A 25,712-nucleotide genomic window follows, 5' to 3' on the forward strand; every position below is an offset into this window, starting at 1 on the left:
TGATCCCCTCCTATTTCTTCTCAGCCCATTTCAACTCAATATAACCGACAGGATGGCGAATAATTCCCTTTACATTCTCTTTTTCTAGGTGGACTTGTTTATAGAAGTGAATCGGAATAATTGGCATTTCTTCAAACAATAGCTTTTCAGCCTGATGCATCAGCTGTTGGCGCTTCTCTTCGGCCACATCGCTTTTTGCCGCTCGAATCAGCTGATCATATACTTTGTTACTCCAACCAGTTCTGTTCATCGTATTATCGGTTTGAAAGCTTTCTAGAAAATTGACAGGGTCTGCATAATCAGGTAAGAACGAACTTTGGGAAAACTGAAACTTAAGTGCTTTTTGTTCTTCCAGAAATGTGTTCCACTCCATATTTGCCAACTTCACATGAATACCTAGCGTTCTTTTCAACTGTTGTTGGATGGCTTCTGCCATCTTTTTATGTTCAGGTTTTGTGCTGTATGTGAGTGTAACTTCAGGAAGCATTTGGTAATGCTCTTCTGTCATTCCTTCTTTAAGCAACTTTTTCGCTTGATCAGCATCAAATTTTACTAAATCACCGCCTTCCTCACGAAAGCTCTTACCGTTTTGTCCTTTTATATCTGGAGAGACAAAGGCTCGGGCTGGCTTTTCACCATTTTTAGTGACGTAATCAACAATTTCTTGCTGGTTAACTGCCAATGCAAACGCTTTTCTAATCTTTTCATTTTGAAATGGTTCCATCTTGACATTGAACCTGTAAAAGTAAAGCCCCGCTTGATCGAACACTTTCACTTGCTTAGAACTCATCAACTTTTCGCTCATTTCTGCAGGTACAAAAGATGTGTCAAGTTCATTTGATTGAAACATTTGATAATCTGTATTTCTGTCATCAACCATTGCCCATGTGACTTTGTCAAGTTTTACAGTATTTTTATCCCAATACGTATCGCTTTTTTCCATTGTCAAGCTTTCATCATGTTTCCATTCTGTTAGCTTAAAAGGGCCATTTCCAACAAATGTTGAAGCTTCTTCATGCCATTTCGGATTGTCATTGGCTACTTTTTGATGAATTGGAAAAAAAGCCGGATTTGCGACAATGTCCAAAAATGATGTTTGCGGTCTGGCCAATGTCACTTTGAGTGTTTTTTCATCCAGCGCTTTAACCTTTACCTCATCCTTCTTGCCTTTACCACTATTAAAAGCTTCACCACCTTCAATCACATATCCTAAGAACGCAGCGGATGAGCCTGTTTTCGGATCAAGCAGCTGTTTCCATGCATATTCAAAATCCCCCGCTGTCAACGGATCACCGTTAGACCACTTCGCATCCTTGCGAATTGTAAAAGTATATGTTTTACCATCTTCAGAAATGTTCCATTTCTCAGCTGTTGCTGCTGCTGGTTCATGATCAGCACCAAGCCTTGTCAACCCTTCCATCAAATTGTTGAGCGCCTGCCATGACACACTGTTAAATCCAATCGGTGGATCAAATGATGTCGGTTCTTTTTCATTGTTTAACTTCAACACCTGCTCTTGATCTGCTCCTCCTTTCTTCTCTGTTTGCCCTGCCTGTTGATTTGCGGTACACCCAAATAACATGACAGCCATCAACATGATGATCAAACTACTCGAAAGTCTTTTCATCAAATTCCCCCATTTTAAAGTGTAGCAGAGATCATATTGCCCGCTCTGCCCGTTCATCCTGAAGCCAACAACACACATCATGTCCTATTGAGATTTCCGTTTTCACTGGATAGAAGCGATTACATACTTCCATTGCATGTGAACAGCGAGCGGTAAAAGGACATCCTGCAGGCGGTGAAAATAAATCAGGCGGTGTCCCTTCAATAGGAACAAGTTCTGTATCTTCAAGATCAAGCCTAGGTACGGATTTTAACAATCCTTTTGTATAAGGATGCTGCGGATGATAAAAAATATCTTTTCTCATCCCCGTTTCAACGATTTTCCCTGCATACATGACCGCGATTCTATCCGCTGTCTGTGCGACAACACCTAAATCATGGGTAATTAATATAATGGACACGCCAGTTTTTCTTTGAAGGTCTTTAAATAGTTCAAGAATCTGTGCCTGAATCGTGACATCAAGAGCAGTTGTTGGTTCATCTGCAATGAGGATCTTCGGTTTACAGATCAGTGCCATTGCAATGACGATCCGTTGTCTCATGCCACCGCTGAATTGATGCGGATACTGTTTCAAACGTTCTGTCGGATTGGGAATGCCAACAAGCTCTAGCATTGACATCACATTTTTTTTCGCCTCACTTTTTGAGATCGTCTGATGTTCCAAAATAGCCTCTGTCAACTGATCACCGATCGTTAAGGTCGGATTCAAAGCTGTCATTGGGTCCTGAAAGATCATGGAGATCTGAGCACCTCGGATTGTTCTCATCTCTTTTTCTGACAAACCGCATAAATCCTTTTCTTTAAAATAGATCGAACCATCTGTAATTGTCGCTGAGTGCTTCGGAAGCAACTGCATGATACTTTGTGAGGTCACACTTTTTCCGCATCCAGATTCACCGACAATCGCAAACGTCTCTCCTTCATATAAATCAAAACTGACACCGCGTACAGCTTTAACAGACCCTCCATATGTCGAAAATGAAACGTGTAATTGATCAACTTCCAGCACTTTTTTCTGCAAAATTCATGACCTCCTCAGTTTTGGATCTAGAGCATCCTGGAGTCCATCTCCTAGTACATTAAAAGCGAACATGGTGATTGAGATAAAGAACGCTGGAAAAAACAGCCGCCACCAATGACCAGATAATATAACAGGCAAACCGTCGTTCGCCATTACACCCCAGCTTGCAAATGGCGCTTGAATCCCTAAGCCGAGAAAACTCAGAAAAGCTTCCGCAAATATGGCAGATGGTACTGTCAAAGTGATCTGGACAATAATTGCGCCCATCATGTTCGGAAGCAAATTCCGGCGGATGATTCGCATTGTACTTGCGCCAAAAGTTTTTGATGCCAGAACATGTTCATCATGCTTCAACTTTAAAACTTGTCCCCTCACAATCCTTGCCATACCAACCCAACCTGTGACAGTCAATGCAACGATTATTGTTCCAAGTCCCGGTCCCATCAGAACCATTAAGAGAATCACAACTAATAAATAAGGTAGTCCGTGTAGAACTTCGATGATTCGCATCATGACATGGTCAGTTTTTCCACCTTTATAACCGGAAATCCCGCCATAAATGACACCAATCGCAAAATCAATGAAAGCGGCGATCACACCAACAAACAGCGATATCCTTGCCCCATACCATGTTCTCGTAAAAACATCGCGTCCAAGCTCATCCGTGCCAAACCAATGGTTTGATGACGGAGGCAGATTTTGTTGAGCGAGTGTCTGTTCTGTAACGCTGTGAGGTGAAAAAAATGGACCAAGAATCGCCATGATGAACAAGAAAAGCAAAATACTTAAGCCGGTCATCGCCAACTTGTTTTTTCTTAAAACCCGCCAAGTATTCTGCCAATATGAAAGGCTTGGTCTAACAATCGATTCTTTTTCAACTCTTTTCTGTTTCTTCGGCGTAAACCATTCATTCGGGATTTGCTCACCAGTTGACACATCATGTTCTCTGCGAACTGGAAGACTCACAGTTCTCACCCTTTCTTATGCAGTTTGATACGCGGATCGATGATACCATAAGCCAAATCGACTAAAAACAGCATAATGATGAGAATGATGCTGTAAAAGACGGTGGTTCCCATAATGACGGGATAGTCTCGGGAATTGATGCTCTCAACGAAATATTTCCCCATTCCTGGAATAGCAAAGATTTTTTCAATGACAAAACTCCCCGTCAATATTGAAGCAGTCAGTGTTCCAAGAATCGTGATGACAGGCAGCAGCGCATTCTTTAACGCATGTTTTATTACGATTTTCAAAGGAGAAAGCCCCTTTGCCCGTGCTGTCCGAATATAATCCTGGGTCAGCACCTCAAGCATGCTTGAACGGGTAAGTCTGGCAATAATCGCCATGGGCCCCATTGAAAGTGCAGCTGTCGGAAGCACCATATGCAATGGGCTTGTCCAAGTCGAGGGTGGAAAGATTGACCAATTAACAGCAAACTGTTGAATAAGCACTGTTGCCATAATGAAGTTTGGAATCGAAATTCCGAGTACTGCAATCGTCATCGCCAAGTAATCGATTAAGCCATTTTGGCGAAGCGCTGCAAAAATCCCCAGAGCTATCCCTGAAAAAATCGCTAGTAAAAGTGCAATCATCCCAAGTTCAAATGAAACGGGAAAACCTCTTGAAAGCAACTCATTAACACTTTGTGATGGTTGTTTGATTGATGGACCAAAATCAAACGTTAAAATCGATTTCAAATAAATCAAATATTGGACAAAGATAGGCTCATCTAAATGATAGTAAGCCTCAAGGTTTTGTTGAACAACTTGATTGGTATTTCGCTCCTCATTAAAAGGTGATCCCGGAATCACTTTCATGATCACAAAGGTCAATGTTGTGATGATCAAGATCGTCGACACCATTGAGAAAAATCGCTTCATGGTGTAACCTGCCATGTTGATCACACCTTCCTTTAAGAAAATGTCGTTCGCGTGGCAAGCTCTGTCATGACAAGCATTGCTTGATAAGCTTCTAAAATATTTTTTGCTTGATAGCGGACAATCGTTGTCCCCGGTTTGATTTCAGTACCAGGCATCAAATTGGCCCATTCCGCCTGACCATAATTAGCAAATTCAATGCTTAACACAGGCTTGTCAGGCGGGATGAGCGGTTTCACTTTATCTTTGTTTTTCAGCGCATATGCTGTCTGTTCTTTTAATAGGCGACCCGCTTTCTCTGGTGTCAAACATTTGACAGCAGAACGAGAAATCGTTTCTTTGACAGCCGCTGTCGTCACATTCTGAATCAGTTCTTCAGCTTCAATTGTCGCTTGGCGATCGCCAGCAACCAACAGTACTGGAACCTCGTAATAGCCAGCTACATAGGCATTGAATCCTAATTCACCAACCACCTGATCATTGATATAAAAATGCCTAACACCAAAAATCATACTATGGGACATCACCCCTCTTAGTGATGCTCTCGCATGATAGCCGAGAAAAATCGCCCCTCCATATGTATGATCAAGTCCCTCAACCATGGAAAAAGGTTTGACATCTCCCGAAATAAGGGCTACTTCAGGATGAAGCCGTTCAATAAGTAAATTGTTCATTTTTGAATGACTATCATTGACAAGTACTTCTGAGCAACCATTTTGAAAAGCTTCACAGGCTACAACATTCACTTCATTTGTCATAATGGTTCTTCCTCGTTCATAATTCAGTTTGCCTGAATTGACAAATGTTTCATCAGGTAGACCGGAAATCCCCTCCATATCAACTGACATGTAGAGTTTCATCAACATCCCCCTAAACCTCTCAAATTTTTTATTATTTTACGAATATTCCAACAAATTATATTAAAAAATCGCCTCCATTGCAATAATATTTGACAAAAATGGAATTTGCCAACTTTATTCTTTTTGACAATTCCCCATATTGTTTTCACATTTTTCCCATTTTCTTGGTTTATGATGGATATATAAAAGGTAATGATAATAAATAGGAGTGTGGTGAACATGGAAACCAATCAGGAACAACATCCTAAATCTAAAATGGCAAAACGGAATTTCTCATGGCTGACACCGGTGATCAGCGGAATCCTTGGAGGAAGCATCGTTCTTGGGATAACGACTATCAATGATCACAAAGATGAACCGGTAAATTCATCTGTTTCACAACAAACAACAGATTCTTCCTCATCTCTTCATACGAATACGAAACAAGTCATCAACAAATCAGCGGATATTTCTGAAATGGTTGAAGATGTTTCGCCAACCATCGTCGGTATTTCAAATTATCAAAAACAGTCAAGCGCTGATATGTTCGGCTTTGAAAGTGATCGTTCAAACGAGGAAAAAGCTGGATCAGGTTCAGGTGTTATCTATAAAAAAACAGACGGAAAAGCTTATATCATCACAAATAATCATGTTGTCGAAGGGGCAAATAAACTGACAGTTTCTCTAGCAAACGGTAAAGAAACAGACGGAAAACTTATGGGTAGCGATCCTTTAACAGACCTTGCCGTTGTTGAGATTCCAGCTAAATATGTAGACAAAGTTGCTAATTTTGGAGATTCGACAAAGCTACGGGCTGGAGAATCTGTGATCGCGATAGGCAATCCGCTCGGCAATGAGCTTTCCCGGACTGTTACACAAGGTATCATCAGCGGTGTAGATCGAACCGTTCCCGTCGATACATCTGCCGGTAAAACTGAGATGCATGTCATTCAAACAGATGCAGCAATCAACCCCGGGAATAGTGGTGGAGCCCTTTTAAATTCAAAGGGTGAAGTCATCGGGATTAACAGCATGAAAATTAGTCAAAACGGTGTTGAGGGCATTGGTTTTGCAATTCCCAGCCATGATGTGAAGCCAATTGCTGAAGAACTGCTGGCTAAAGGAAAAATCGAACGGCCATTCATCGGCATCCTGATGATGGATCTTGAACAAGTCCCTGAACAATATCAGACAGGCACACTTGGAGTAGGCCCTAATCAATTAAACAAAGGTGTCTACATTCGTAAAGTCCAATCAGGTTCCCCAGCCGATAAAGCAGGTCTTCAAGAGAACGATTGTATGATCAAACTGAATGGAAAAAATGTTGATTCAGGTAGCACTTTACGAAACATTCTCTATAAAAACACCAATATCGGAGATAAAGTAAAGGTTACAATTATTAGAAACGGCAAGACAATGACAAAACAACTTACACTTGATCAAAAAGAAGAAACAACTTCATAAACGATTTGAAAAGGCTGTCGAAGCGTCGACAGCCTTTTCAAATTCACAAAAACACAAACATTAATATAAAAACCTTTTAAAAAAGTTCGTTTTTGAATAGGTATATTGTATTGATTATGCTGAAAAAAGATTAATACGTTCTATAAATACGAAAATCAGAAAATTTATTTTATTTCTGTTTTTTTAAAATGCTATTACAATAGAAATAGGTTTTAATACAGCTAGGGAGGCGTCATCAATGAATGCAGAAGCAAATGGACTAAAGAAAGAGATCGGCTTGTTCTTTGCGCTTTCTCTTGTAATAGGAACAATTATTGGTTCTGGCGTATTTATGAAGCCCGGCAGTGTGCTTGTTTATTCTGGAAGCGCACAGATCGCACTTTTTGCCTGGCTCCTTGGTGGAATCTTAACACTTGCAGGCGGGCTGACCATCGCTGAGCTTGGTACACAAATCCCGAAAACAGGTGGGCTTTATACGTATCTTGAAGAAATCTATGGAGAGTTTTGGGGCTTTTTATGCGGTTGGGTACAGATTATCATTTATGGACCAGCTATTATCGGAGCGCTCGGATTGTATTTTGGTTCTCTTATGACCCATCTATTTTCATGGGACAAGTCATGGGCTGCACTAATTGGTATCATTACTGTCGCATTTTTATGCATTATTAATATTATTGGTACAAAATACGGTGGTGTGGTTCAGGCCATTACAACGATTGGTAAGCTGATTCCGATTGCCTGTATTATTATTTTCGGGCTTTGGAAAGGTGATCAGCATATCTTTAGTGCAGTGGGTAGCAGTATCGGAGAACAGAACTTTGGAGCTGCGGTTTTAGCGACACTGTTTGCATATGATGGCTGGATTCTCCTTACAGCTCTTGGCGGTGAAATGAAAAACCCTGAAAAACTGCTGCCAAAAGCAATGACTGGCGGTTTGTTGATTGTGACGGCTTGTTATTTATTGATCAATGTCGCACTGCTTCACGTTTTACCGGCTGAGCAAATTGTAAAACTTGGTGAGAATGCTACAAGTACTGCTGCCACAATGCTATTCGGTTCAATCGGTGGCAAATTGATTTCAATTGGCATTATTATTAGTATTTTTGGCTGTTTGAACGGTAAAGTGCTTACTTTTCCACGCGTCATCTTTGCGATGTCAGAAAAAAAACAGCTACCATTTTCACGTTGGATAGCCCATGTTCATCCAAGATTCCATACACCTTGGATCGCCGTTATTGTTCAGATTATCTTAGCGGTCATTTTGATGATGATCAGCAATCCTGAAAAGTTATCAGAGATTTCGATTTTTATGATTTATATTTTTTATGTGATGGCATTTTTCGCTGTCTTTATTTTGCGGAAGCGTAACAGCGGAATCAAGCGAGCGTACAGTGTTCCACTTTACCCATTTATGCCAATTATCGCGATAGCTGGCTCCCTCTTTGTCCTTTGTAGCACCCTGATCACAGACTTTTACAGTTGTTTATGGTCGATCTTAATCGGGCTCGTTGGACTTCCAGTTTATTTCTGGATGAAAAAGAAAGCCTGAAGCTAAAATGAGCCGCCGAATAGCCAACAGGCATCATCGGCGGCTTTTGTTCATGTTTCTGACAATTGAATTATAGCTTTAAGTTCTAGTTTTTAGGTGTATAAATATTCGGTTTCTTTTGGGATGACATGCCTTCACCTAAATAAAAACTAGTATGTGGCGGTTGGTTATAACCAATGTTTTGCCAAGCAATTCCAAGGCGATAAGCGGAATCATGCATGAGCGTATATAAACGATGATTTGTCACATTTGTCGTTGTATAGATTCTAAGCGCACTGCTGTCATTTGTACGCCAGATTGCCTCTTCACGCCAGTCTCCAAGAATGTCTGCTTGAAGGGTAGGTGTTTCTTTTGATCCGTTATTTGCAGAACATCCATCCGCTGTCAGCAGACGGTTCGTTCTTTCATGCTGATAATCCCATTTCTCAATCCTGTTACCATCAAGGAGTTCCCGCTGAAGGTCACCATCCCACCAAATACCATAATTAATTGAGGCAGGTCTGCGGTTGCCGATCTTTTTACCTTGTGCAGTATAGAGACCATCAAATGACCAAACTTCAGCTCCAGGATAGCGTGGATCAATGTCTGCCGCCATTCCGCGTCCGATATCTTTCCCAGCCCAGACACCCCAAATGACTTTGCCTGTTGCCGCATCACGGAATGATAATCCATAAGGAGATTTCTTTTCTTCATGAACTTGAAAGACTTCCAGACCAGGTTTTGTTGGATCAAGATCTCCGACATGCAGTGCATCCCCATGGCCTAAACCTGTTGAATATAAACCTTTGCCATTACCATCAATAGCCATTGAACCATACAAGATTTCGTCTTTTCCATCATTATCAACATCATGAACACTCAAATTATGGTTACCTTGCCCTGCATATTTTTGATTACCTGGTGTACTGGAATCAAACGTCCACCGTTTTGTTAGCTTACCACCTCTCCAGTTGTAGGCGACAAGCTCAGTCTTCGCATAGTAGCCACGAGCCATCACAATGCTTGGTGTTTTTCCATCGAGATATGCCACACAGGCAAGAAAACGGTCAACCCTGTTTCCATATCGATCACCCCAATTAGCTACCTTTCCTCGCGCTGGATCATAGTTGACGGTTGCCAGCTCTTTACCTGTATCTCCTTTAAATACTGTTAAATATTCATTTCCTGACAAAATCCGGCCTCTTCCATTACGATAATCCGTATGAGCGTTTCCAATCACCTTGCCGCTTCCATCCCTCGATCCATCAGCCGTCTTCATAGCGACTTCCGCTTTACCGTCGCCATCGAAATCATAGACAAGAAATTGTGTATAATGGGCACCAGCACGGATGTTTTTACCTAAACCAATCCTCCACAGCCGTGTACCATCTAGCTTATAAGCATCAACAAACACTTCTCCTGTATACCCATTCTGTGAATTGTCCTTTGAATTTGAAGGATCCCATTTAAGGACAATTTCGTATTCGCCATCACCATCAAGATCACCAACACTTGCATCATTTGCGCTATATGTATAGCGTACCCCATCAGGTGTTTTTCCTCCGGCAGGTTTGTCTAATGGGATAGATTGATATTGTTCTCCCCAGACGTGAGCCTTGTCAGATGGACGCTGCTCATGACCATTTATAATAGCTCTTACGTCATACGTTGCATTTTTATCTCCGTTTACATCTAGATAATTTGTGCTTGACGTAATCGGTGTTTTGTTAAGTTTACGTCCGTTTCGATACACATTAAATGAAACAGAAGGTTGCTCAGTACCGAGCAATCGCCAGCTAAGAAACACACCTTTTTCCGTTTTAACAGCGACCAGCCCGCGTTTTAACAACTCCATTTGCCTTGCCTGTCCTGTCTCATCTCCACTTGCCTTCGTCTGTATCTGAAAAGACGATACAAAACTAATAGTTAAAAATGTTACAACTACGAATAATTTGACCCACTTTGTCCCTCTCATCACATTTTCCCTTCAACATTAAAATTTGTTATTGCGAGCGCACACAATAACAAATTATATGATGAGTTCCATATATATTCAATTTTCCTTTATTTGTATACCATGAGGCTTTATAGTTCTACTAGTCTAGTTTTTCCAGTCCGATAAAATCCTTTTCGGTACTATTGGATTATCTCCATTTGTTGTCATTAGTAGTGACCATCATGACAATCAACTCTATCCATATAGTAAGGCAGACTAATAAACAAGCAGAAGTAAAAAGTAGGTATAAAGTAATTAAAAAAAATAATCATTATGACATATGAATTTACTTTCAAGCGGTGAAGTTATTTTAGACGCATTGAAAAAGCTTGTTCCTTCCCTTTCTCACGGCGATGATCCCCCGCATGAAAAGCTCGAAATGCCAGTTTTGTCAATATAAAACTCAGAACACTCCCACTAAAAAGAGCGAGAAATATAAAGTGAAATAAAGACAGGAACACTACACCACTTACACTAAGTATCATCAGCATAGAAACAAGCGGCTGGGAAAAACCGATAATAAAGCTGTATTTTAACACTTCCATTTGTTTCATATCATAATGGACATAAATTGGACAAATATGCAGGAGTATAATGCTGTAAATAATAAACAAACTGACCAACAAACTAAGTACAGCGAGTTGACCGCCAAAATAAAAGACCGCCATCTTAAAATCGAAATAGAACAACAAAGTGATCAATAACAGAATTAAACCAAGAATACTTGATTTGCCCCATTCTTTTTTAAACGTTTCGAAAAAAGTTTCAAAAACAGGAATGTCCCTTCTCCCCAACACCCATTGTCTTGTGACAGCAAACATCGCAACAGTCGCTGGAGCTAATCCAAAAATGATTAGTCCTCCTAAAGAAAAACCAATCCATAGCATATTTAAATATGCTAACCTCAATACCCACTCAAAAAATCGGCTACATCCATTCCAAAACGCATGATTCATGATAGGCCTCCCCAGATCTTTTAGAAAACGCTTACATTTAAATACTTCTCCTTTCTGTAAAAAAATCCTCCCGATGCACAGCTAAATCAGTGTTTTCCTCTTATGTTTTATGATTTCCAATTCAAAATTCATCTATTTTTTTCGACTGCACCTATTTTTTTTCGACAAAAAGTTATATAATATTTTGATGTGTGCATTGTCTCATTTAAACTATGGAGGGTTTCAAATGTTGAAAAGAAAAAAAGACAAGTTTTCTTTGCTTTTAATGGAAATTGCAAAAAATTTAGATGAAACGGCTGAGTACTTTGTTAATTATAAAGTCAAGAATCAAACGACCCTTAAAGAATTTGCGGATACCTTAAAAGAGTATGAAATAAAAGGAGATAACTATGTACATACGATGATTAAGGAGCTGAATAAAGCATTCATCACACCGATTGAACGTGAAGATATCCTTCAGCTAACCAATAGTCTTGACGATGTACTTGACGGTATTGAGCATTTTTCTGCGATGATGGAAATTTTCTCAATTACTTCTTCAGATGAACATATCGACAAATTCAGCGGATATATTAGAGAATGCGCCAAAGAAATTTTAATAACAATTGAATTGATGGCTGAAAACCGCCTTAATGAAATTCAACCTCACGCCATTAAAATTAAAGAATATGAACACAATTGTGATAATTTGCATCGTAAATCATTAAAAAATCTTTTTGGGACACAAACAGATCCAATCAAAGTCATACAATACCGAGAAATTTATGAAACACTTGAAGAAATTGCGGACTTTTGCCAAAGTGTAGCAAATAATTTAGAAACCATCATTATGAAAAATGCGTAACGAGGGATTATAATGGATCTTTTATTTGTACTCACCATATTGATTGTCATCTTTGCTTTGGCATTTGACTTTATCAATGGCTTTCATGATACAGCAAATGCGATCGCCACCTCGGTATCGACAAAAGCTTTAAAACCTAGACATGCGATTATGATGGCTGCTGTGATGAACTTCGCCGGTGCCTTGTCATTTACCGGGGTTGCTAAAACGATTACGAGCGATATTGCTGATCCCTTTAAATTAGCAAATGGATCACTCGTCATATTGGCTGCTCTTATCGCCGGAATTACTTGGAACCTTTTAACATGGTATTTTGGCATACCAAGCAGTTCTTCGCATGCAATCATTGGAGCAATTGCCGGTGCTGTTATTGCATCAGACGGATTTGGATCAATTAAATACAATGGATTTATTAAAATTATCGAAGCTCTTATTTTCTCACCAATTTTAGCATTTGTTGTGGGCTACATGATCTACAGTATTGTAAAAGTCATTTTTAAAAATAGCAACCTAGCTAAAACAAATAAGCATTTCCGTAGAGTGCAAATTTTAACGGCTGCGGTTCAGTCTTATACCCATGGAACAAATGACGCGCAAAAAGCGATGGGAATTATTACGATGGCTTTAATCGCTGGTAACATGCACACTTCATATGATATTCCATTCTGGGTGCAGTTTGCATGTGCAACAGCCATGGGGCTTGGAACTTCTATTGGTGGATGGAAAATCATTAAAACGGTGGGCGGAAAAATTATGAAGATTCGCCCTGTTAATGGTGTTTCTGCTGACTTGACAGGTGCAGCGATTATCTTTGGTGCAACAATTATTCATTTACCGGTAAGCACAACACATGTCATATCTTCATCTATTTTAGGTGTCGGTGCTTCACATAGAGTAAAAGGTGTAAATTGGGGTACTGCAAAACGAATGGTTATCACATGGGTGATTACTCTTCCGATTTCAGCTGCTCTTGGTGCCCTTGGCTACTTTATACTTGATTTGTTTTTTTAATTGACCAACTCCCATCCAAAAAATGGATGGGAGTTTTCATGTTCAAAAGATAGCAAGCATAACTATAAGAATAGTACTAAATTTTTTTCTCGGAATGAGGGAACAAGTTATGCTGTTATTCTATCAATTCTCAGTCTGGTTTATCGTTCTCGCCTTGGCTTTGTATGTTTTAGCTGTCTGGCGTTTTGAAAAAAAACTAAAAGAAAAAACGGCTGCTATTCGTAAAACTTGGTATCTCCTTTATGTAATCGGTGCAGTTCTATATTGGACTGTACACCCTGAATCCCTTTTTACAAATTGGCTCTACTATTTAATTGTTGCTGTCTTTTTCACATTAACAGATGCTTTTATTTTCTTAAATGCATATTTTAAAAGGATCGGAAGCAATGAACTGGCAGTTGACACAAGAATACTGCTTGAAGAAAATAATGACCTACTTCACACTTATCAAAACAGACTAAAAACGTTTCAATACCTATTGAAAAACGAGCCAATCCACATTTATTATGGAGATATAGAAGCATATGCAGAAGGTATTGAAAAACTCATTAAACAATTTGCAGAAAAAATGAATATATCAGCCGCTTTATGTGAATATAATTCAGAAGAAAGCAAAGATCACTTGCTAGAACACACGGAAGATCGTTTTGCTGTCCAAGAAAAATTGGATCGAAAAGATGTTTATTATGAAGAAAGTGGAACGATGATTTTGATTCCCTTTTCAATTCATGATATTGACTATGTTATGAAACTAACATCAGAAGATCTTGTTACAGAATTTGATTATCTTCTATTTACTTCCCTAACCAGTATTTACGATCTCCTATTGCCAAACGAAGAGGAGGACAATTAATGGAACCAGCTTTTCAGAAAAAGTATAGCATGACAAAGAAGCGCGGAAAGTGTATAAAACAAGCGAATTCCAACTTTGCAACCTATCAAGTCAGTCCCCACACTGAACGGATTTTCAAACAAAACAAACAGCTAATTAGTGAATTTAAACGAAAAAAAGCATGAAGGGACTGTCCAATAAGTCATTTTTTTGACTATTGGACGCCCTTTTTACGTTTAACAAACCCTGTTATATCAACAGTTTAGAATGATAATTTTTAACAATTTTGTTTCTTAATTACAACTCTTCATTCCATTTTTAGAATGAATACATATGATAATGTGATGAATGTCAATTGGTAAGGTGATGCTGTGAAAAAACTAAAAAAACATGTAAAACACGTTGAATTCGGTCGATTTGGCCTGTCTGTTTATACCACAATGCTAAAAGAAAGAAGCGAAAAAATGATTCAGGCACTGAACAAGCGGAAAAAGAAAGATTAAAACAAAAGACGCAGGGGCCTCATGAATATGCTTCCCCTGCATTTTTTGTTAATCTAATATTTTAACCTTTACAGTTTTCACGCCCCAATTTAAGGCGTCTCCTTTATTTGCAATAAACACATCTATTTTATTTCCACGAATGGCGCTTCCCGTATCTGCAGCGATCGCCTCACCATAACCTTCTACATATACTTTGGAACCAAGCGGAATAACACTTGGATCAACCGCAATTACTTTTGCATGTTGATTACGATTAAGGTCAATACCTGTTTTCGTAATTCCCGAAATACCGCCGTCATTTGCTGAATAGGCAGTCGCCGTCACAGTGATTTCTTTTGTCGTTCTTTGCGTGTTCGTTTGCGTATTCAATTGTTTATCATTTGTACTCTTTTGATAGACTGTTATCGTCTCACCTGTGATGATAAGATCTGACGTTATATTGTTCCACTTTCTAAGATCTTGGACATCCACAGCAAACTTTTTAGCTACTTTTGCTAATGTATCCCCTGACTTGACAGTGTACTTGTGTTGATTAGATTCTTCTTTTGGCAAAGAAATGTTCAGCTTTTGCCCTGGCAAAATAATGTCTGATGAAAGCTGATTCCATTTTTTTAAGTCCTTAAGGTTCATCCCATACTGTTGAGAGATCCCCCAGAGCGTATCACCATTCTCCACTTTAATTTCTTTGGCTGAGGCATTTACTCCGAATGCAGTTGCTGAGAAAGCGAAAGCTGCGATCAAGGACATCATTGTTTTTTTCATAAGTTAAATCCTCCCTTTGTTAGTTCTTTAAGAAACTAACAGGGACAATCGTATCATAGAAAAATATCATTCTCATAACAGAATGATATAAATTGAGTTACAATTTGGTTACTCAAGTCTTTTGAAGATCAGCTTTTTAGACCTCTCCATTCATGTTATGCGTTGAAACACAGGGTTTCTTCATCTTTTATAACATTCTACACATTAATGGTAGATAATCATTACGCTAGAAACTAAAGTATTTACTAGTTTATGTTTTCACAAATGATTCCGTTGAGAAGTAGTTTGAAGCAACAATTATGATAGAAAAATCGGGAAATTTTCTTGCATTCCGCGGGGGGATACTCCCGCAGGAGTCTTGCAATTCCCCCTGATCCATGTTGATAAAAGATATTTTAGACAATCCTAGTTTGATGACTAAAATTACGTTAATATATAAAGCAGAAAGGATGATTTTTTTGCACAGAAAGAAATACTATATATTAGTAGTTCCAACACTTATTCTTGGTATATTCTTAATATTGTATCTTCCACAAGGCATTAAACACATTGTATATATATTTCCTTTAGTTATGTGGTTTGCTTATTATTTCTGGATTTTTATTGAGGAAAAGAAGAAGTAAATTGATCTTCACACATACAAAAAAGAGCTATTCCTAAGAACCAACAGCTGATGGTTCACTAAGAAATGATTCGAATAGCTCTTTGTCCATGATTTATATACTATTATAAAAAACTTTTACTTTTTTAAAATGTTTTTCACCTATACAAATGTAGAAAAATAAACTTTAAAAAAATCACTCATGAAAACAGCTGCCAAAACGATTACATAACAGATTGTTCTCACTTAAAGGTACTTGTGGGATCTTCAAACTTTTACCGAACGGTAATATTGTTGATCACGAGTTCTCCTAACGTATTTCGATAGGAAAACACTGCTTTTCCACGATGGATGGCTTTTACATAAACTCTATTTCCTGCAATTCTGACTGTAATGGCACTGCCACTGTATGATACGTTAGTAATTCCGACATATTGATCTTCTTGTCCAACTGTCATCGGTCTGTTGATCACAATCGCTTGTGGAGAAAACCCAGTTTTGGAAACATGGACTGATTGCGATAATTCTTTTGCTTGAACATGTAAAGGATTGCATGGAAGTGCAAAAAAGCCAGCGAATACAAATGAAACTACTAAACCTTTCACTAATCTTTTCATATCATCATCCCTTTCTTCCATGATAACCCCAGGATATTCCATCTGATTTGAGTAGTCAATTGTTGGAGGAAATCATTCACAAAATATCCAAAAACATAGTTTCAACATGTTGTCAATGCATCAATAAATATATTGACATTTTTTTTCTCTGCCATAATGGGAGAATAAATATAAGAAAATGTTCTGTGAAAAGATTGGTTTTTCAAGCTGATGATTGATAGTGTTCCATGCTGTATATCTCGTGCAATTACACTGCCCGACAGCAAAGAAAGGCCAATCCCCGTCATAAGGGTTTCTTTAATCGCTTGATTACTGCTAATAGTTAAAAATGATTTTACTTTTAAACCATTGGAGCGAATGACATGGTCAAGGTATTCTCGAGTGCCTGAGCCGAGTTCCCTTGTCACCCATATCTGATTGTGGAGATCAGCAATTGTCACTTCTTTTTGGTTGGACAATACGTGACTAGTTGATGCGGTAATAAATAATTCATCTTGCATAAAAGGATGCACAGAAAGATCTTTGTCATTTGTCTGCCCCTCAATTAAACCAATATCCACTTCATAAAGACGGACCGATTCAACTATTTCTTCAGTGTTTCCAATGACAATTTGTAGTTCAAGCTCAGGATAATCCTTTTGAAGATTAAATAATAATGCTGGCAAGACATACTCACCGATTGTAAAACTTGCTCCAATTTTTAGTTCACCCTTTATCGTATTGTGATGATCGAGAATATCTTGTTTTGTTTGTTCATATATGGAGATCATCTGTTTGGCACGGTCATATAAAATCTCACCTGTCGGGGTAATTTTTAAGTTTTTCGGTGAGCGTTCAAATAATGTCGTTTGTAATTCTTTCTCTAAATTTTTGATGTGAATACTCACACTTGGCTGTGAGACAAGGAGACGTTCAGCTGTTTTTGTAAAATTTTTCACTTCTGCAAGGGTAACAAATGTTTTTAAGGCATCATAATACAAATGAGTTCACCTCTTATTATTAATAATCTTCATAGCTCTAATAATTAATATATATTTTACTAATATCTACTATTCCGGTAAACTTTTAAGGAGAAAGTTTAGCATTTTTTTCGCCAATAAATCTTATTTATTTTATCGGAATAGTGCATTTATATCATTGTGAGGTGAATTTTATTGCAGTTTCAAGTGATGAACAGTCCGTTTAATCAGGAACAGACAGAACTTCTTAATCGTCTTCTACCCACCTTAACACCATCTCAAAAGATTTGGTTGAGCGGGTATTTGGCGGCTCCTCTTGAAACACTGTCTAATGAAACTGGTCAACATGTTTCAAAAGACGTAACGATTTTATATGGATCACAGACGGGAAATGCAGAGAGCCTTGCCAACCATGTAGGTATAAGATTGAAAGAAGGTGGCTTCCAAGTAACCGTTTCAGCAATGAATGATTTTAAGCCGAAACAATTAAAACAATTAAAACATCTGCTCATTGTTGTCAGTACACATGGGGAGGGTGAGCCCCCTGATAATGCGTTGTCATTTTACGACTATCTTCATAGTAAGCGTGCTCCTAAGTTAGATGGTCTCTACTTTTCCGTTTTGGCACTCGGAGATCGTTCATATCAGTTTTTTTGCCAAACAGGTAAAGACTTTGATCAGCGGCTAAAAGAACTCGGCGGTGCAAGACTTTATCCGCGAGTTGACTGTGACCTCGACTATGATGAACCAGCAGGCAAATGGCTTGAAGGTGTTTTAGACGCGTTGAATCAAGGCGAAAGAAACAACTCTACATTATCCACGGTGAAAGCTCCTCAAGCAGGAGAAATGATTTATTCAAGAAAAAACCCGTTTCAAGCCGAAGTACTGGAAAATTTAAATTTAAATGGTCGTGGATCGAACAAAGAAACACGCCATCTAGAATTATCACTTGAAGGTTCAGGTTTAACATATAAACCTGGAGATGTACTCGGTATTTATCCCGAAAATGATCCCGAACTCGTTGAAATGCTTTTAAAGGAACTGAAATGGGATGCAAAAGAAGTGGTAACTGTTAATAAACAGGGTGAAAGCATGTCGTTGAAAGAAGCCCTGACTTCTTATTTTGAAATCACTGTTCTGACAAAGAATTTGATTCAAAAAGCTGCTGAATGGTCCAATCAATCTTCACTGACAGGGAATGAGACAAAAATCAAAGCATATCTCGAAGGACGCGATTTACTTGATTTCGTACGCGATTTTGGACCGTTCAATACATCAGCACAACAATTTGTCTCTATGCTTCGGAAAATGCCAGCCCGTCTTTATTCAATTGCCAGCAGTTTTATGGCTTATCCAGATGAAGTTCATATTACAATCGGCACTGTCCGTTACGAAGCACATGGTCGCAACCGAAAAGGTGTCTGCTCAACCTTATGTTCTGAACGTATTCAACCAGGTGATACACTTCCGGTTTATATTCAAGCCAATCAAAACTTTAAACTTCCTGAAAACTCTGACACCCCCATTGTTATGGTCGGCCCTGGTACAGGTGTCGCTCCGTTTCGCTCATTTATGCAAGAACGTGAAGAGACAGGAGCAACAGGGAAATCATGGATGTTTTTCGGTGATCAGCACTTTGTGACAGATTTTCTTTATCAAACGGAATGGCAAAACTGGCTGAAAACAGGCGTATTGACGAAGATGGATGTTGCTTTTTCACGAGATTCGGCAGAAAAAATCTATGTGCAGCATCGTATGCTGGAACATAGCAAAGAACTGTTTGAGTGGCTTGAAGAAGGAGCGGTATTCTACGTTTGCGGAGATAAGAAAAAAATGGCGAAAGATGTCCATCACACTTTGTTAGAGATTCTTCAAAAAGAAGGCAACATGAGCTTCGAAAAAGCAGAGGCCTATTTAACGGAGTTGAAACAACAAAAACGTTATCAGCGTGATGTATATTAACATGAAAGGGGTTTTTTAGCGATGAGAAGCCAACCATTAAAAGCACCCGAAGGTTCGCCAAGCGATGTTGAACGAATAAAACAAGAAAGCAACTATTTGCGCGGAAATTTGCAGGAAGCCATGCTCGATTCAATCAGTGCCGGAATTCCTGATGATGACAACCGCTTGTTAAAACATCATGGTAGCTATTTGCAAGATGACCGAGACCTCCGTAATGAACGCCAAAAGCAGAAATTGGAGCCAGCCTATCAGTTTATGCTCCGTGTCCGGCTGCCAGGTGGTGTAGCAACCCCTGAACAATGGCTTGTTATGGATGAGCTTGCCCGCCAATATGGAAACGGTACATTGAAACTGACAACAAGAGAGACATTTCAAATACATGGTATTTTAAAATGGAACATGAAAAACACAATTCAAAAAATCAATACCGTTCTTTTGGATACGATTGCCGCTTGCGGAGATGTCAATCGTAATGTGATGTGCGCCTCAAATCCTGATCAGTCAGAAATTCACGCTGAAGTGTATGAATGGGCAAAAACCTTGAGTGATCAGCTACTACCCCGTACCCGTGCATATCATGAAATTTGGCTTGATGAAGAAAAATTGATCGGTGGACCGGAGACAGCTGAAATTGAGACAATCTATGGACCACTCTATTTACCGCGAAAATTTAAAATCGGCATCGCTGTTCCACCAGCAAATGATATTGACGTATTTTCTCAAGATCTTGGGTTTATCGCAATTGTAGAAAATAACAAACTTCTAGGCTTTAATGTAGCAATCGGCGGTGGGATGGGCATGACTCACGGAGATAAAGCGACATATCCGCAGCTTGCCAAAGTTATCGGTTTTTGTCTGCCTGAACAAGTGTGTGAAGTCGCAGAAAAAACAATGACGATTCAACGTGATTATGGAAACCGTTCCGTCCGTAAAAATGCCCGTTTTAAATACACAGTTGACCGTCTTGGATTAGAATCAATCAAAAAGGAACTCGAAAACCGTCTCGGTTGGAGCCTTGCTGAAACGAAACCTTATCATTTTGATCATAATGGTGATCGTTACGGCTGGGTTCAAGGCGTTAAAGGAAAATGGCATTTAACATTGTTTATTGAAGGTGGACGTGTCAAAGATCAAGATGACTACAGATTGATGACAGGATTACGTGAAATTGCCAAAATCCATACAGGTCAGTTTCGCCTAACCGCAAATCAAAATTTGATCATTGCCAATGTATCAAGCGCAAAAAAGAAAAAACTAAACGAACTTATTGAAGAATATGGCTTAACAGATGGAAATGATTTTACGGCACTTCGCCGCAACTCGATTGCTTGTGTCGCCCTGCCAACATGCGGCTTGGCAATGGCCGAGGCAGAACGTTATTTACCATCTCTCATTGACAAAGTTGATGAAATCATTGAGGAAAACGGTCTTCATCACGAAGACATCACGATTCGAATGACCGGATGCCCAAACGGCTGTGCCCGCCACGCACTTGCAGAAATCGGTTTTATCGGTAAAGCCCCTGGCAAATACAATATGTATCTTGGTGCCGCTTTTGATGGGAGCCGGCTCAGTAAAATGTATCGCGAGAACATTAGTGAAGAAGAAATTTTAAGCGAACTTCGGCAGATTCTTCCCCGTTATGCGAAAGAACGTAAGGAAGCTGAACATTTCGGTGATTTCGTCATTCGCGCTGGCATTGTGAAAGAAACGACGGACGGTACAAATTTTCATGAGTAATTAAACACCTCGGCCATGCTGAGGTGTTTTCATTCAATTTTTATCATAAAAACAGCTAATGTCTGTTTTGACACTAGCTGTTTCATTCACATCACAGCATCGAGCTGATTCATTTTCCATTTATGATTTTCTTTGATAAACGTAATTTTTCTTTTAATTGATCCTGTTCCATCTAAAGACGGAACGGTAAATTCGTATGTGCGTATATTCCCTTTTTTAGAGATGAGTTTAAATGATGAGTTTTCCCAACTTAAAAGGTTGCTCCCATCACCAACAGGAACGATCATTTTTCCTTTGTAAGATACGATTTTGTATTTCTCAAACCCTTCTTTGATTGCTTTTTTTGTAAAAATGGGAGCTAAGTATTGTGTCATTTTTTCTTTTGTACTGAATTCGCTGCACATGTACATATATGGTAGATGATGATATTCAACAGTTTCTGTCTGACAAGTGGAATGTTTTATTTTAGGATTATGCCCCATCATTATGTTCCAAAAATGTTCACGAGCCTGTAACGTCTTGATTATCACTTGTTTTTTAGTTAAGTCTGTTGAATGTTGGTTTTTCATGGCCGTTGAGCTGTTCGGCAGGAACAACATAGCACCTATTAAACAAAGCATTAGTTTTTTCACTGTTATTCTCTCCTCAAATATATCTCTTATATTACAAATGTTACAATAATTACGATTAGATTACAATATGTTTTCGAGAAAATTTTTCCTTTACTCAGATTGTTGATTGTTTTATTCATGATTTCAAACTTAACACATGCTGAAGCCACCGCTTTAAAATCAGTCCACTAAAAAAAGCACCCTAAAAACAAGGTACTGATCCATACGCTAATCATCCAATAAATCTCTTATATTTTGACTGTTTTGATATATTCTCTTTAAAAGCTCATTAATCTTTTTTGCATGTTCCGCAGGGATTAATTCAGTATCAAACAATGCACGGTTCGAGTCTTTGAAAATATGAACCATCATATCTGTACACTCTTCATGAAGTTGCAATAATTCGCGACGCTCTGCTTTCGAAATGTTGCCTTCCAAAAACTTTTCCATCAATTCCTTTAATCTGTAAATATGCGTTTGGAAAATTAACCCTTTCACTGAAGTTGGGCCATTGGTCATGATTTAATCACCCTTTTAATATCATTTCACTAAACCTTCTGAAAATAAACCATCTGAAGCTAATGAACCCGGGGCTGGTCTCAGCATAACCTGATTTTTGCGAGAAAATGTTCATGATGATGACCACTTGGGAACATCGAAAGTCCTTTAAACCATTCCTCATTCTTACACTCTGTACAGCTATTTAACAAACTCAATGCTTGGATTTGGATGAAAGAGTTCAATCACTCCATCCAAATCATTCCTTTCAATTAAATAATGAAGATAAGAATGGCAGTTGTCAATACTTTCTTAACTATTTTTTACAATACAGTTCATATGTTTTCTCTTCCCTCTCACTTTCGTAAAGCTCTATCATGGCGATCTTGAGGGATGTCTCAATGATCATCTTATTGAGCCTTTAGAAAAGTTCCATGCTAATCTACAAAACCCCATGAAGTTTTAAAAAACAGTTGACAGTCTAAGTCCATATGCATATAATAGAACTTGTCAGTAAGGAAATACCCAGCTTCATGATTCCGTAGCTCAGCTGGGAGAGCGCTACCTTGACAGGGTAGAGGTCGCTGGTTCGAGCCCAGTCGGAATCATACAAAATTGAAATGGTAGGAAACGTTGATACAACGGCATTCCTGCCGTTTTTTTATTTGCGTTGATTTATGCAGGGTAACGGTCCTAAAAACGCCTAGGTTGCGGTTTTCTTTTGGCGTGAAGTAATAAGAACCCTATTTGCTTATTCTCATGTTAAAATTAAGATTTTTTATTAAGCATTTGCAAAATAAGCGGCCAAAAACTTATTGGTATTCATATTTTAGATTATTTCTGAACATCTTACTATATCTTAGTATGTTTAAAACGCCGAAATACCAAGGTTTCCAATTTTTCTTGATCACTAAAAGTCACACTTTATCATGGGTTTGTGGGTGTTGTGTGGGTGCCCACATACTTTCTTTACGCTATAAAACCACACAAAAGGGACATGTAAAAATGAGCATCAACAAAATCAGATCAGCAATGTATAGTTGGCTAAAACTTTAGGAGATGTCAATGCGGTTAAAAAAGGTACAGTAGGGAAACGCATTGCCCGTCGAGCTGCCGGAAAAACGACAGGGAAATTGTTAGGTAAACTATTCAAATAAGTTGTGAAAAAAGCCCTTCTCTTTAGAGTTGGGCTTCATTGATCTTATAATTTCGTTTCTACATCAAGCTTCAAGTAGAATATCTTGATGAAGCCTGCATATCACTGTGATCCGCATGAGAAAAACCGGTAATCCCTAACGTTAATACTCCCAAAATGATGACCGCTGAAAAAAAGTTTTTACATTTCATTTTGAAATTCTCCCCTTCGAATTTGTTTTTGAGCCTCCAACAACTGCTTATAGAAAACCACAGAATCTGCCAGCCGCTCATTCTTATTATAAAATTCGGTCGCAATTATTGCCAGTTCTTCTATATAAGGATAACCTCTACTATCCCTAAGTGGTTCAAAATATTGTAAAACTTTTTCCTGATCCGTTTGTTTAATAAACAACTCCTCCACAACATTCAACAAATACATAAACAAATCATCTTGGAATAGTTGAGCACTCTCTCTAGCCTTTTGAAAATATTCAAATCCTTTAGCATTTTCGTTTTTACTAAAATGGATCAGAGTCAAATCATAATATGGAATTGTAATTTCTTTTGCTTTTGTCTTCTCAGCAGCTTTAATAGCTTCAAGATAAAAGGGTACAGCATGAAAACTCCCTACATTATTGTAACAGTGACCCATATTTAATAAAGCTTTGGTAATCATAGATGAATTTCCAATCTCTTTAGAAAGAGCCAAAGCTTTATGCAAATGAGGTAATGCCTTATCATGTGCCTCCAAATCATCATAATTTCCTGCAATAACAAAATGACATTGAATCTGACGAACTTTATATGTAGAGTGTTTTTTATAAATTTCATCTGCAAGAGAAATATAATACATAGACATATGATTTTGCTTCATATGATAATAGACTTCAGCTATTTTAAAATAAAATTCAGCCTTTTCTATTTTATCTGAAAATTTAGTCAATTTCTTTTCTGCCATTCTATAGTATCTAATTGCTGTTATGTATTTCCCTTCTGAAAAATAATACATTCCCGAAAACAACGAAAAATAATACTCTAGTAACCCAGAAAATTTCTGACCCTTTCCTTCTATCTCTCTAAGATAATCGGCAAGTGTCATATCATTTTCTTTCGGGAACAAATAGTCTAACATCAGCTGGTGTCTTAAGTCCATCAGTTGAAAATACAATAGAGCATCCTGATCCTCTTCCATGTTTTCTATTTCTTGACAAACTTCTTCTTTTAGCCGCTCTCTTCAATTACATCTAATTTTTGTATCTCGTTATACCATTTATTAATTTTCATTCCCACTAACGAAGATGGAATTGTTTCCATAACCCCTCATTTCTTTCTGTTCAAAAATACCTTTTTTGTTAAGAATATCACAAATACTTCAAATATAAAGCGAAAATTTTTTTCGATAAAAAAAGTTGCGTGATACCGAATATCCAAAGCAACAGGACTATTTAACTTCTTTGTATTAGGGAATTAATACATAGAAAAGGGGAAACGATCTATTTCGATTATCTTTATCCTACTCTATTATTTAGATATATGGAAAATATGATTGAAAGGAAAATGTGATGGCGGACAAGAAAAATCAAAATAATGAGTTAGACAGTTCAGTTAAAGTTCTTGAAGCTAGTACTTTAATTGAAAGAGCCTATCAACAAAAAAAAGATTATGAAAACCTGAAAGAGAAGCTTCAGACACTAAAAACAGCGTGTCTCGGAGGCGCAGATTTAGGTGATGATTTCACAGGAAAAGGCGCAGATAACATTAAAGAGTTTTTTAGAGGACAGGCCGAGGTTGTCGGCAGTTGGATCAAGCTTGCCGATATGCAGATTTCTTTTTTATTCTGGTGATATCAAAGATAATTGGATAAGCAGAAAAGGATCGAAATGAATAAGCGTTTCTTCTGCTTAAGAAAGGAGTGTAGAATGAGTAGTCAAACAGACATTCAAAAACAGTTTTATCGTGTTTATAAAGGACATATCAGTATTGCAGAGTTTGAGAAGTGGGTATATAAAACACAGGACATTGAAAAGATTTACGGGAATGATTTTTACTTCAACTTACTTGATTTGGATTATACAAATAAGTACATCAAAAATGATTTAGAAAAACTTATTTTAGCAATCATTCCATTTGGTAAGTTTGAACAAATTCGAATAACTTCACTATTGGATCATCTCATATTTGATAACCATGATATAGTTGAGATATTAGAACAATTATATCAAGATTAATGTTCTGGATATTCTTTTCTTCGATTTTTAGGACTTATCTATATAACTAGAATTGATGACGTGCCTCATCTACAACAAAGAGAAACATTAAAGAAA

General features: G+C 38.1%; 23 protein-coding genes, 1 tRNA gene and 1 pseudogene. 12 read left to right on the forward strand and 13 right to left on the reverse strand.

The window, feature by feature from the left end:
- Positions 1–10: 10 nt before the first annotated feature.
- From PDT38_RS05575 to PDT38_RS05595, 5 genes are read right to left on the reverse strand one after another with little or no spacing between them, the layout of a single operon-like run.
- Positions 11–1,627 carry a peptide ABC transporter substrate-binding protein gene (locus PDT38_RS05575; protein ID WP_270799604.1) on the reverse strand — a complete coding sequence of 539 codons (1,617 nt, stop codon included), beginning with the start codon at positions 1,625–1,627 and terminating at the stop codon, positions 11–13.
- A gap of 31 nt (positions 1,628–1,658) precedes the next feature.
- Positions 1,659–2,648, reverse strand: coding sequence for an ABC transporter ATP-binding protein (locus PDT38_RS05580; protein ID WP_270799607.1), 990 nt, complete (start codon positions 2,646–2,648; stop codon positions 1,659–1,661).
- A gap of 3 nt (positions 2,649–2,651) precedes the next feature.
- The gene (locus PDT38_RS05585) at positions 2,652–3,614 is read right to left on the reverse strand and encodes an ABC transporter permease (protein ID WP_270799610.1); all 963 of its coding nucleotides are present in this window, start codon (positions 3,612–3,614) and stop codon (positions 2,652–2,654) included.
- 5 nt (positions 3,615–3,619) lie between these two features.
- Positions 3,620–4,546: an ABC transporter permease gene (locus tag PDT38_RS05590; protein ID WP_270799612.1), complete on the reverse strand. Its 927-nt coding sequence runs from the start codon at positions 4,544–4,546 to the stop codon at positions 3,620–3,622.
- 17 nt (positions 4,547–4,563) lie between these two features.
- Positions 4,564–5,388 carry a M55 family metallopeptidase gene (locus tag PDT38_RS05595; RefSeq protein ID WP_270799615.1) on the reverse strand — a complete coding sequence of 275 codons (825 nt, stop codon included), beginning with the start codon at positions 5,386–5,388 and terminating at the stop codon, positions 4,564–4,566.
- A 219-nt stretch (positions 5,389–5,607) separates the two neighbouring features.
- Here PDT38_RS05595 and PDT38_RS05600 point away from each other — a divergent pair, with 219 nt between their 5' ends.
- On the forward strand, positions 5,608–6,831 hold the full coding sequence (locus tag PDT38_RS05600; RefSeq protein ID WP_270799617.1) for a S1C family serine protease: 1,224 nt from the start codon (positions 5,608–5,610) through the stop codon (positions 6,829–6,831).
- A gap of 238 nt (positions 6,832–7,069) precedes the next feature.
- Complete coding sequence (locus PDT38_RS05605; RefSeq protein ID WP_270799619.1) at positions 7,070–8,380, forward strand: APC family permease; 1,311 nt, start codon at positions 7,070–7,072, stop codon at positions 8,378–8,380.
- A gap of 85 nt (positions 8,381–8,465) precedes the next feature.
- Here the strand turns inward: PDT38_RS05605 and PDT38_RS05610 are convergent, their stop codons facing one another.
- Both PDT38_RS05610 and PDT38_RS05615 read right to left on the reverse strand, forming a co-directional pair.
- Complete coding sequence (locus PDT38_RS05610) at positions 8,466–10,334, reverse strand: rhamnogalacturonan lyase (protein ID WP_270799622.1); 1,869 nt, start codon at positions 10,332–10,334, stop codon at positions 8,466–8,468.
- A gap of 326 nt (positions 10,335–10,660) precedes the next feature.
- Complete coding sequence (locus tag PDT38_RS05615; protein WP_270799624.1) at positions 10,661–11,311, reverse strand: YesL family protein; 651 nt, start codon at positions 11,309–11,311, stop codon at positions 10,661–10,663.
- Between the two features lie 226 nt (positions 11,312–11,537).
- On the opposite strand from PDT38_RS05615, the gene PDT38_RS05620 reads away from it, so the two are divergent.
- The 5 genes from PDT38_RS05620 to PDT38_RS05640 all read left to right on the forward strand — a co-directional run bounded on the left by PDT38_RS05620 (position 11,538) and on the right by PDT38_RS05640 (position 14,501).
- The gene (locus tag PDT38_RS05620; RefSeq protein WP_172294264.1) at positions 11,538–12,155 is read left to right on the forward strand and encodes a DUF47 domain-containing protein; all 618 of its coding nucleotides are present in this window, start codon (positions 11,538–11,540) and stop codon (positions 12,153–12,155) included.
- A gap of 12 nt (positions 12,156–12,167) precedes the next feature.
- Positions 12,168–13,166 (forward strand): inorganic phosphate transporter, encoded by a 999-nt coding sequence (locus tag PDT38_RS05625; RefSeq protein ID WP_270799627.1) that lies wholly within the window; start codon positions 12,168–12,170, stop codon positions 13,164–13,166.
- 109 nt (positions 13,167–13,275) lie between these two features.
- Positions 13,276–14,019: a type II toxin-antitoxin system SpoIISA family toxin gene (locus tag PDT38_RS05630; protein ID WP_270799628.1), complete on the forward strand. Its 744-nt coding sequence runs from the start codon at positions 13,276–13,278 to the stop codon at positions 14,017–14,019.
- On the forward strand, positions 14,019–14,183 hold the full coding sequence (locus PDT38_RS05635) for a type II toxin-antitoxin system SpoIISB family antitoxin (protein WP_270799629.1): 165 nt from the start codon (positions 14,019–14,021) through the stop codon (positions 14,181–14,183). Before PDT38_RS05630 ends, PDT38_RS05635 begins: the two co-directional genes overlap by 1 nt.
- A 186-nt stretch (positions 14,184–14,369) precedes the next feature.
- On the forward strand, positions 14,370–14,501 hold the full coding sequence (locus PDT38_RS05640; protein WP_270799631.1) for a hypothetical protein: 132 nt from the start codon (positions 14,370–14,372) through the stop codon (positions 14,499–14,501).
- Positions 14,502–14,549: 48 nt separating this feature from the next.
- Here the strand turns inward: PDT38_RS05640 and PDT38_RS05645 are convergent, their stop codons facing one another.
- The 3 genes from PDT38_RS05645 to PDT38_RS05655 all read right to left on the reverse strand — a co-directional run bounded on the left by PDT38_RS05645 (position 14,550) and on the right by PDT38_RS05655 (position 17,461).
- Positions 14,550–15,263, reverse strand: coding sequence for a LysM peptidoglycan-binding and 3D domain-containing protein (locus PDT38_RS05645; RefSeq protein WP_270799633.1), 714 nt, complete (start codon positions 15,261–15,263; stop codon positions 14,550–14,552).
- An 876-nt stretch (positions 15,264–16,139) separates the two neighbouring features.
- Positions 16,140–16,481, reverse strand: a complete 342-nt coding sequence (locus PDT38_RS05650) for a hypothetical protein (protein WP_270799634.1) — start codon at positions 16,479–16,481, stop codon at positions 16,140–16,142.
- Positions 16,482–16,582: 101 nt separating this feature from the next.
- Positions 16,583–17,461: a LysR family transcriptional regulator gene (locus tag PDT38_RS05655; protein ID WP_270799635.1), complete on the reverse strand. Its 879-nt coding sequence runs from the start codon at positions 17,459–17,461 to the stop codon at positions 16,583–16,585.
- Between the two features lie 174 nt (positions 17,462–17,635).
- On the opposite strand from PDT38_RS05655, the gene PDT38_RS05660 reads away from it, so the two are divergent.
- Both PDT38_RS05660 and cysI read left to right on the forward strand, forming a co-directional pair.
- A complete protein-coding gene (locus PDT38_RS05660; RefSeq protein WP_270799637.1) occupies positions 17,636–19,402 on the forward strand; it encodes an assimilatory sulfite reductase (NADPH) flavoprotein subunit in 1,767 nt (588 codons plus the stop codon).
- Positions 19,403–19,423: 21 nt separating this feature from the next.
- Positions 19,424–21,142 (forward strand): assimilatory sulfite reductase (NADPH) hemoprotein subunit, encoded by a 1,719-nt coding sequence (gene cysI, locus PDT38_RS05665; protein WP_270799638.1) that lies wholly within the window; start codon positions 19,424–19,426, stop codon positions 21,140–21,142.
- Between the two features lie 86 nt (positions 21,143–21,228).
- On the opposite strand, the gene PDT38_RS05670 is transcribed toward cysI, so the two are convergent.
- Positions 21,229–21,774 carry an IseA DL-endopeptidase inhibitor family protein gene (locus PDT38_RS05670; RefSeq protein WP_270799639.1) on the reverse strand — a complete coding sequence of 182 codons (546 nt, stop codon included), beginning with the start codon at positions 21,772–21,774 and terminating at the stop codon, positions 21,229–21,231.
- A gap of 207 nt (positions 21,775–21,981) precedes the next feature.
- Positions 21,982–22,272: a hypothetical protein gene (locus PDT38_RS05675; RefSeq protein ID WP_270799640.1), complete on the reverse strand. Its 291-nt coding sequence runs from the start codon at positions 22,270–22,272 to the stop codon at positions 21,982–21,984.
- 514 nt (positions 22,273–22,786) lie between these two features.
- Between PDT38_RS05675 and PDT38_RS05680 the strand changes: the two genes are divergently transcribed.
- Positions 22,787–22,859, forward strand: a tRNA-Val gene (locus PDT38_RS05680).
- A gap of 728 nt (positions 22,860–23,587) precedes the next feature.
- On the opposite strand, the gene PDT38_RS05685 is transcribed toward PDT38_RS05680, so the two are convergent.
- Entirely contained in the window at positions 23,588–24,580 is a 993-nt protein-coding gene (locus PDT38_RS05685; protein WP_270799641.1) for an aspartate phosphatase, read from the reverse strand.
- 370 nt (positions 24,581–24,950) lie between these two features.
- Between PDT38_RS05685 and PDT38_RS05690 the strand changes: the two are divergent.
- Together PDT38_RS05690 and PDT38_RS05695 are read left to right on the forward strand one after the other, a co-directional pair.
- Positions 24,951–25,223, forward strand: a pseudogene (locus tag PDT38_RS05690) (T7SS effector LXG polymorphic toxin); the annotation flags it as partial.
- A gap of 84 nt (positions 25,224–25,307) precedes the next feature.
- Positions 25,308–25,616, forward strand: a complete 309-nt coding sequence (locus tag PDT38_RS05695; RefSeq protein WP_270799644.1) for a hypothetical protein — start codon at positions 25,308–25,310, stop codon at positions 25,614–25,616.
- Positions 25,617–25,712 lie beyond the last annotated feature (96 nt).

The organism is Bacillus changyiensis, from assembly GCF_027706145.1.
In the GTDB taxonomy this organism is placed as follows: Bacteria; Bacillota; Bacilli; order Bacillales; family Bacillaceae; genus Bacillus; species Bacillus changyiensis.

Excerpts from the sequence above, each read along its gene's own strand:
- PDT38_RS05600 (WP_270799617.1), top strand. The coding sequence starts at position 5,608 with ATGGAAACCAATCAGGAACAACATCCTAAATCTAAAATGGCAAAACGG.
- PDT38_RS05620 (WP_172294264.1), top strand. The coding sequence starts at position 11,538 with ATGTTGAAAAGAAAAAAAGACAAGTTTTCTTTGCTTTTAATGGAAATT.
- PDT38_RS05630 (WP_270799628.1), top strand. The coding sequence starts at position 13,276 with ATGCTGTTATTCTATCAATTCTCAGTCTGGTTTATCGTTCTCGCCTTG.
- PDT38_RS05595 (WP_270799615.1), bottom strand. The coding sequence starts at position 5,388 with ATGAAACTCTACATGTCAGTTGATATGGAGGGGATTTCCGGTCTACCT.
- cysI (WP_270799638.1), top strand. The coding sequence starts at position 19,424 with ATGAGAAGCCAACCATTAAAAGCACCCGAAGGTTCGCCAAGCGATGTT.
- PDT38_RS05675 (WP_270799640.1), bottom strand. The coding sequence starts at position 22,272 with ATGACCAATGGCCCAACTTCAGTGAAAGGGTTAATTTTCCAAACGCAT.
- PDT38_RS05605 (WP_270799619.1), top strand. The coding sequence starts at position 7,070 with ATGAATGCAGAAGCAAATGGACTAAAGAAAGAGATCGGCTTGTTCTTT.
- PDT38_RS05625 (WP_270799627.1), top strand. The coding sequence starts at position 12,168 with ATGGATCTTTTATTTGTACTCACCATATTGATTGTCATCTTTGCTTTG.
- PDT38_RS05695 (WP_270799644.1), top strand. The coding sequence starts at position 25,308 with ATGAGTAGTCAAACAGACATTCAAAAACAGTTTTATCGTGTTTATAAA.
- PDT38_RS05610 (WP_270799622.1), bottom strand. The coding sequence starts at position 10,334 with ATGAGAGGGACAAAGTGGGTCAAATTATTCGTAGTTGTAACATTTTTA.
- PDT38_RS05615 (WP_270799624.1), bottom strand. The coding sequence starts at position 11,311 with ATGAATCATGCGTTTTGGAATGGATGTAGCCGATTTTTTGAGTGGGTA.
- PDT38_RS05635 (WP_270799629.1), top strand. The coding sequence starts at position 14,019 with ATGGAACCAGCTTTTCAGAAAAAGTATAGCATGACAAAGAAGCGCGGA.
- PDT38_RS05575 (WP_270799604.1), bottom strand. The coding sequence starts at position 1,627 with ATGAAAAGACTTTCGAGTAGTTTGATCATCATGTTGATGGCTGTCATG.
- PDT38_RS05685 (WP_270799641.1), bottom strand. The coding sequence starts at position 24,580 with ATGGAAGAGGATCAGGATGCTCTATTGTATTTTCAACTGATGGACTTA.
- PDT38_RS05645 (WP_270799633.1), bottom strand. The coding sequence starts at position 15,263 with ATGAAAAAAACAATGATGTCCTTGATCGCAGCTTTCGCTTTCTCAGCA.
- PDT38_RS05590 (WP_270799612.1), bottom strand. The coding sequence starts at position 4,546 with ATGGCAGGTTACACCATGAAGCGATTTTTCTCAATGGTGTCGACGATC.
- PDT38_RS05650 (WP_270799634.1), bottom strand. The coding sequence starts at position 16,481 with ATGAAAAGATTAGTGAAAGGTTTAGTAGTTTCATTTGTATTCGCTGGC.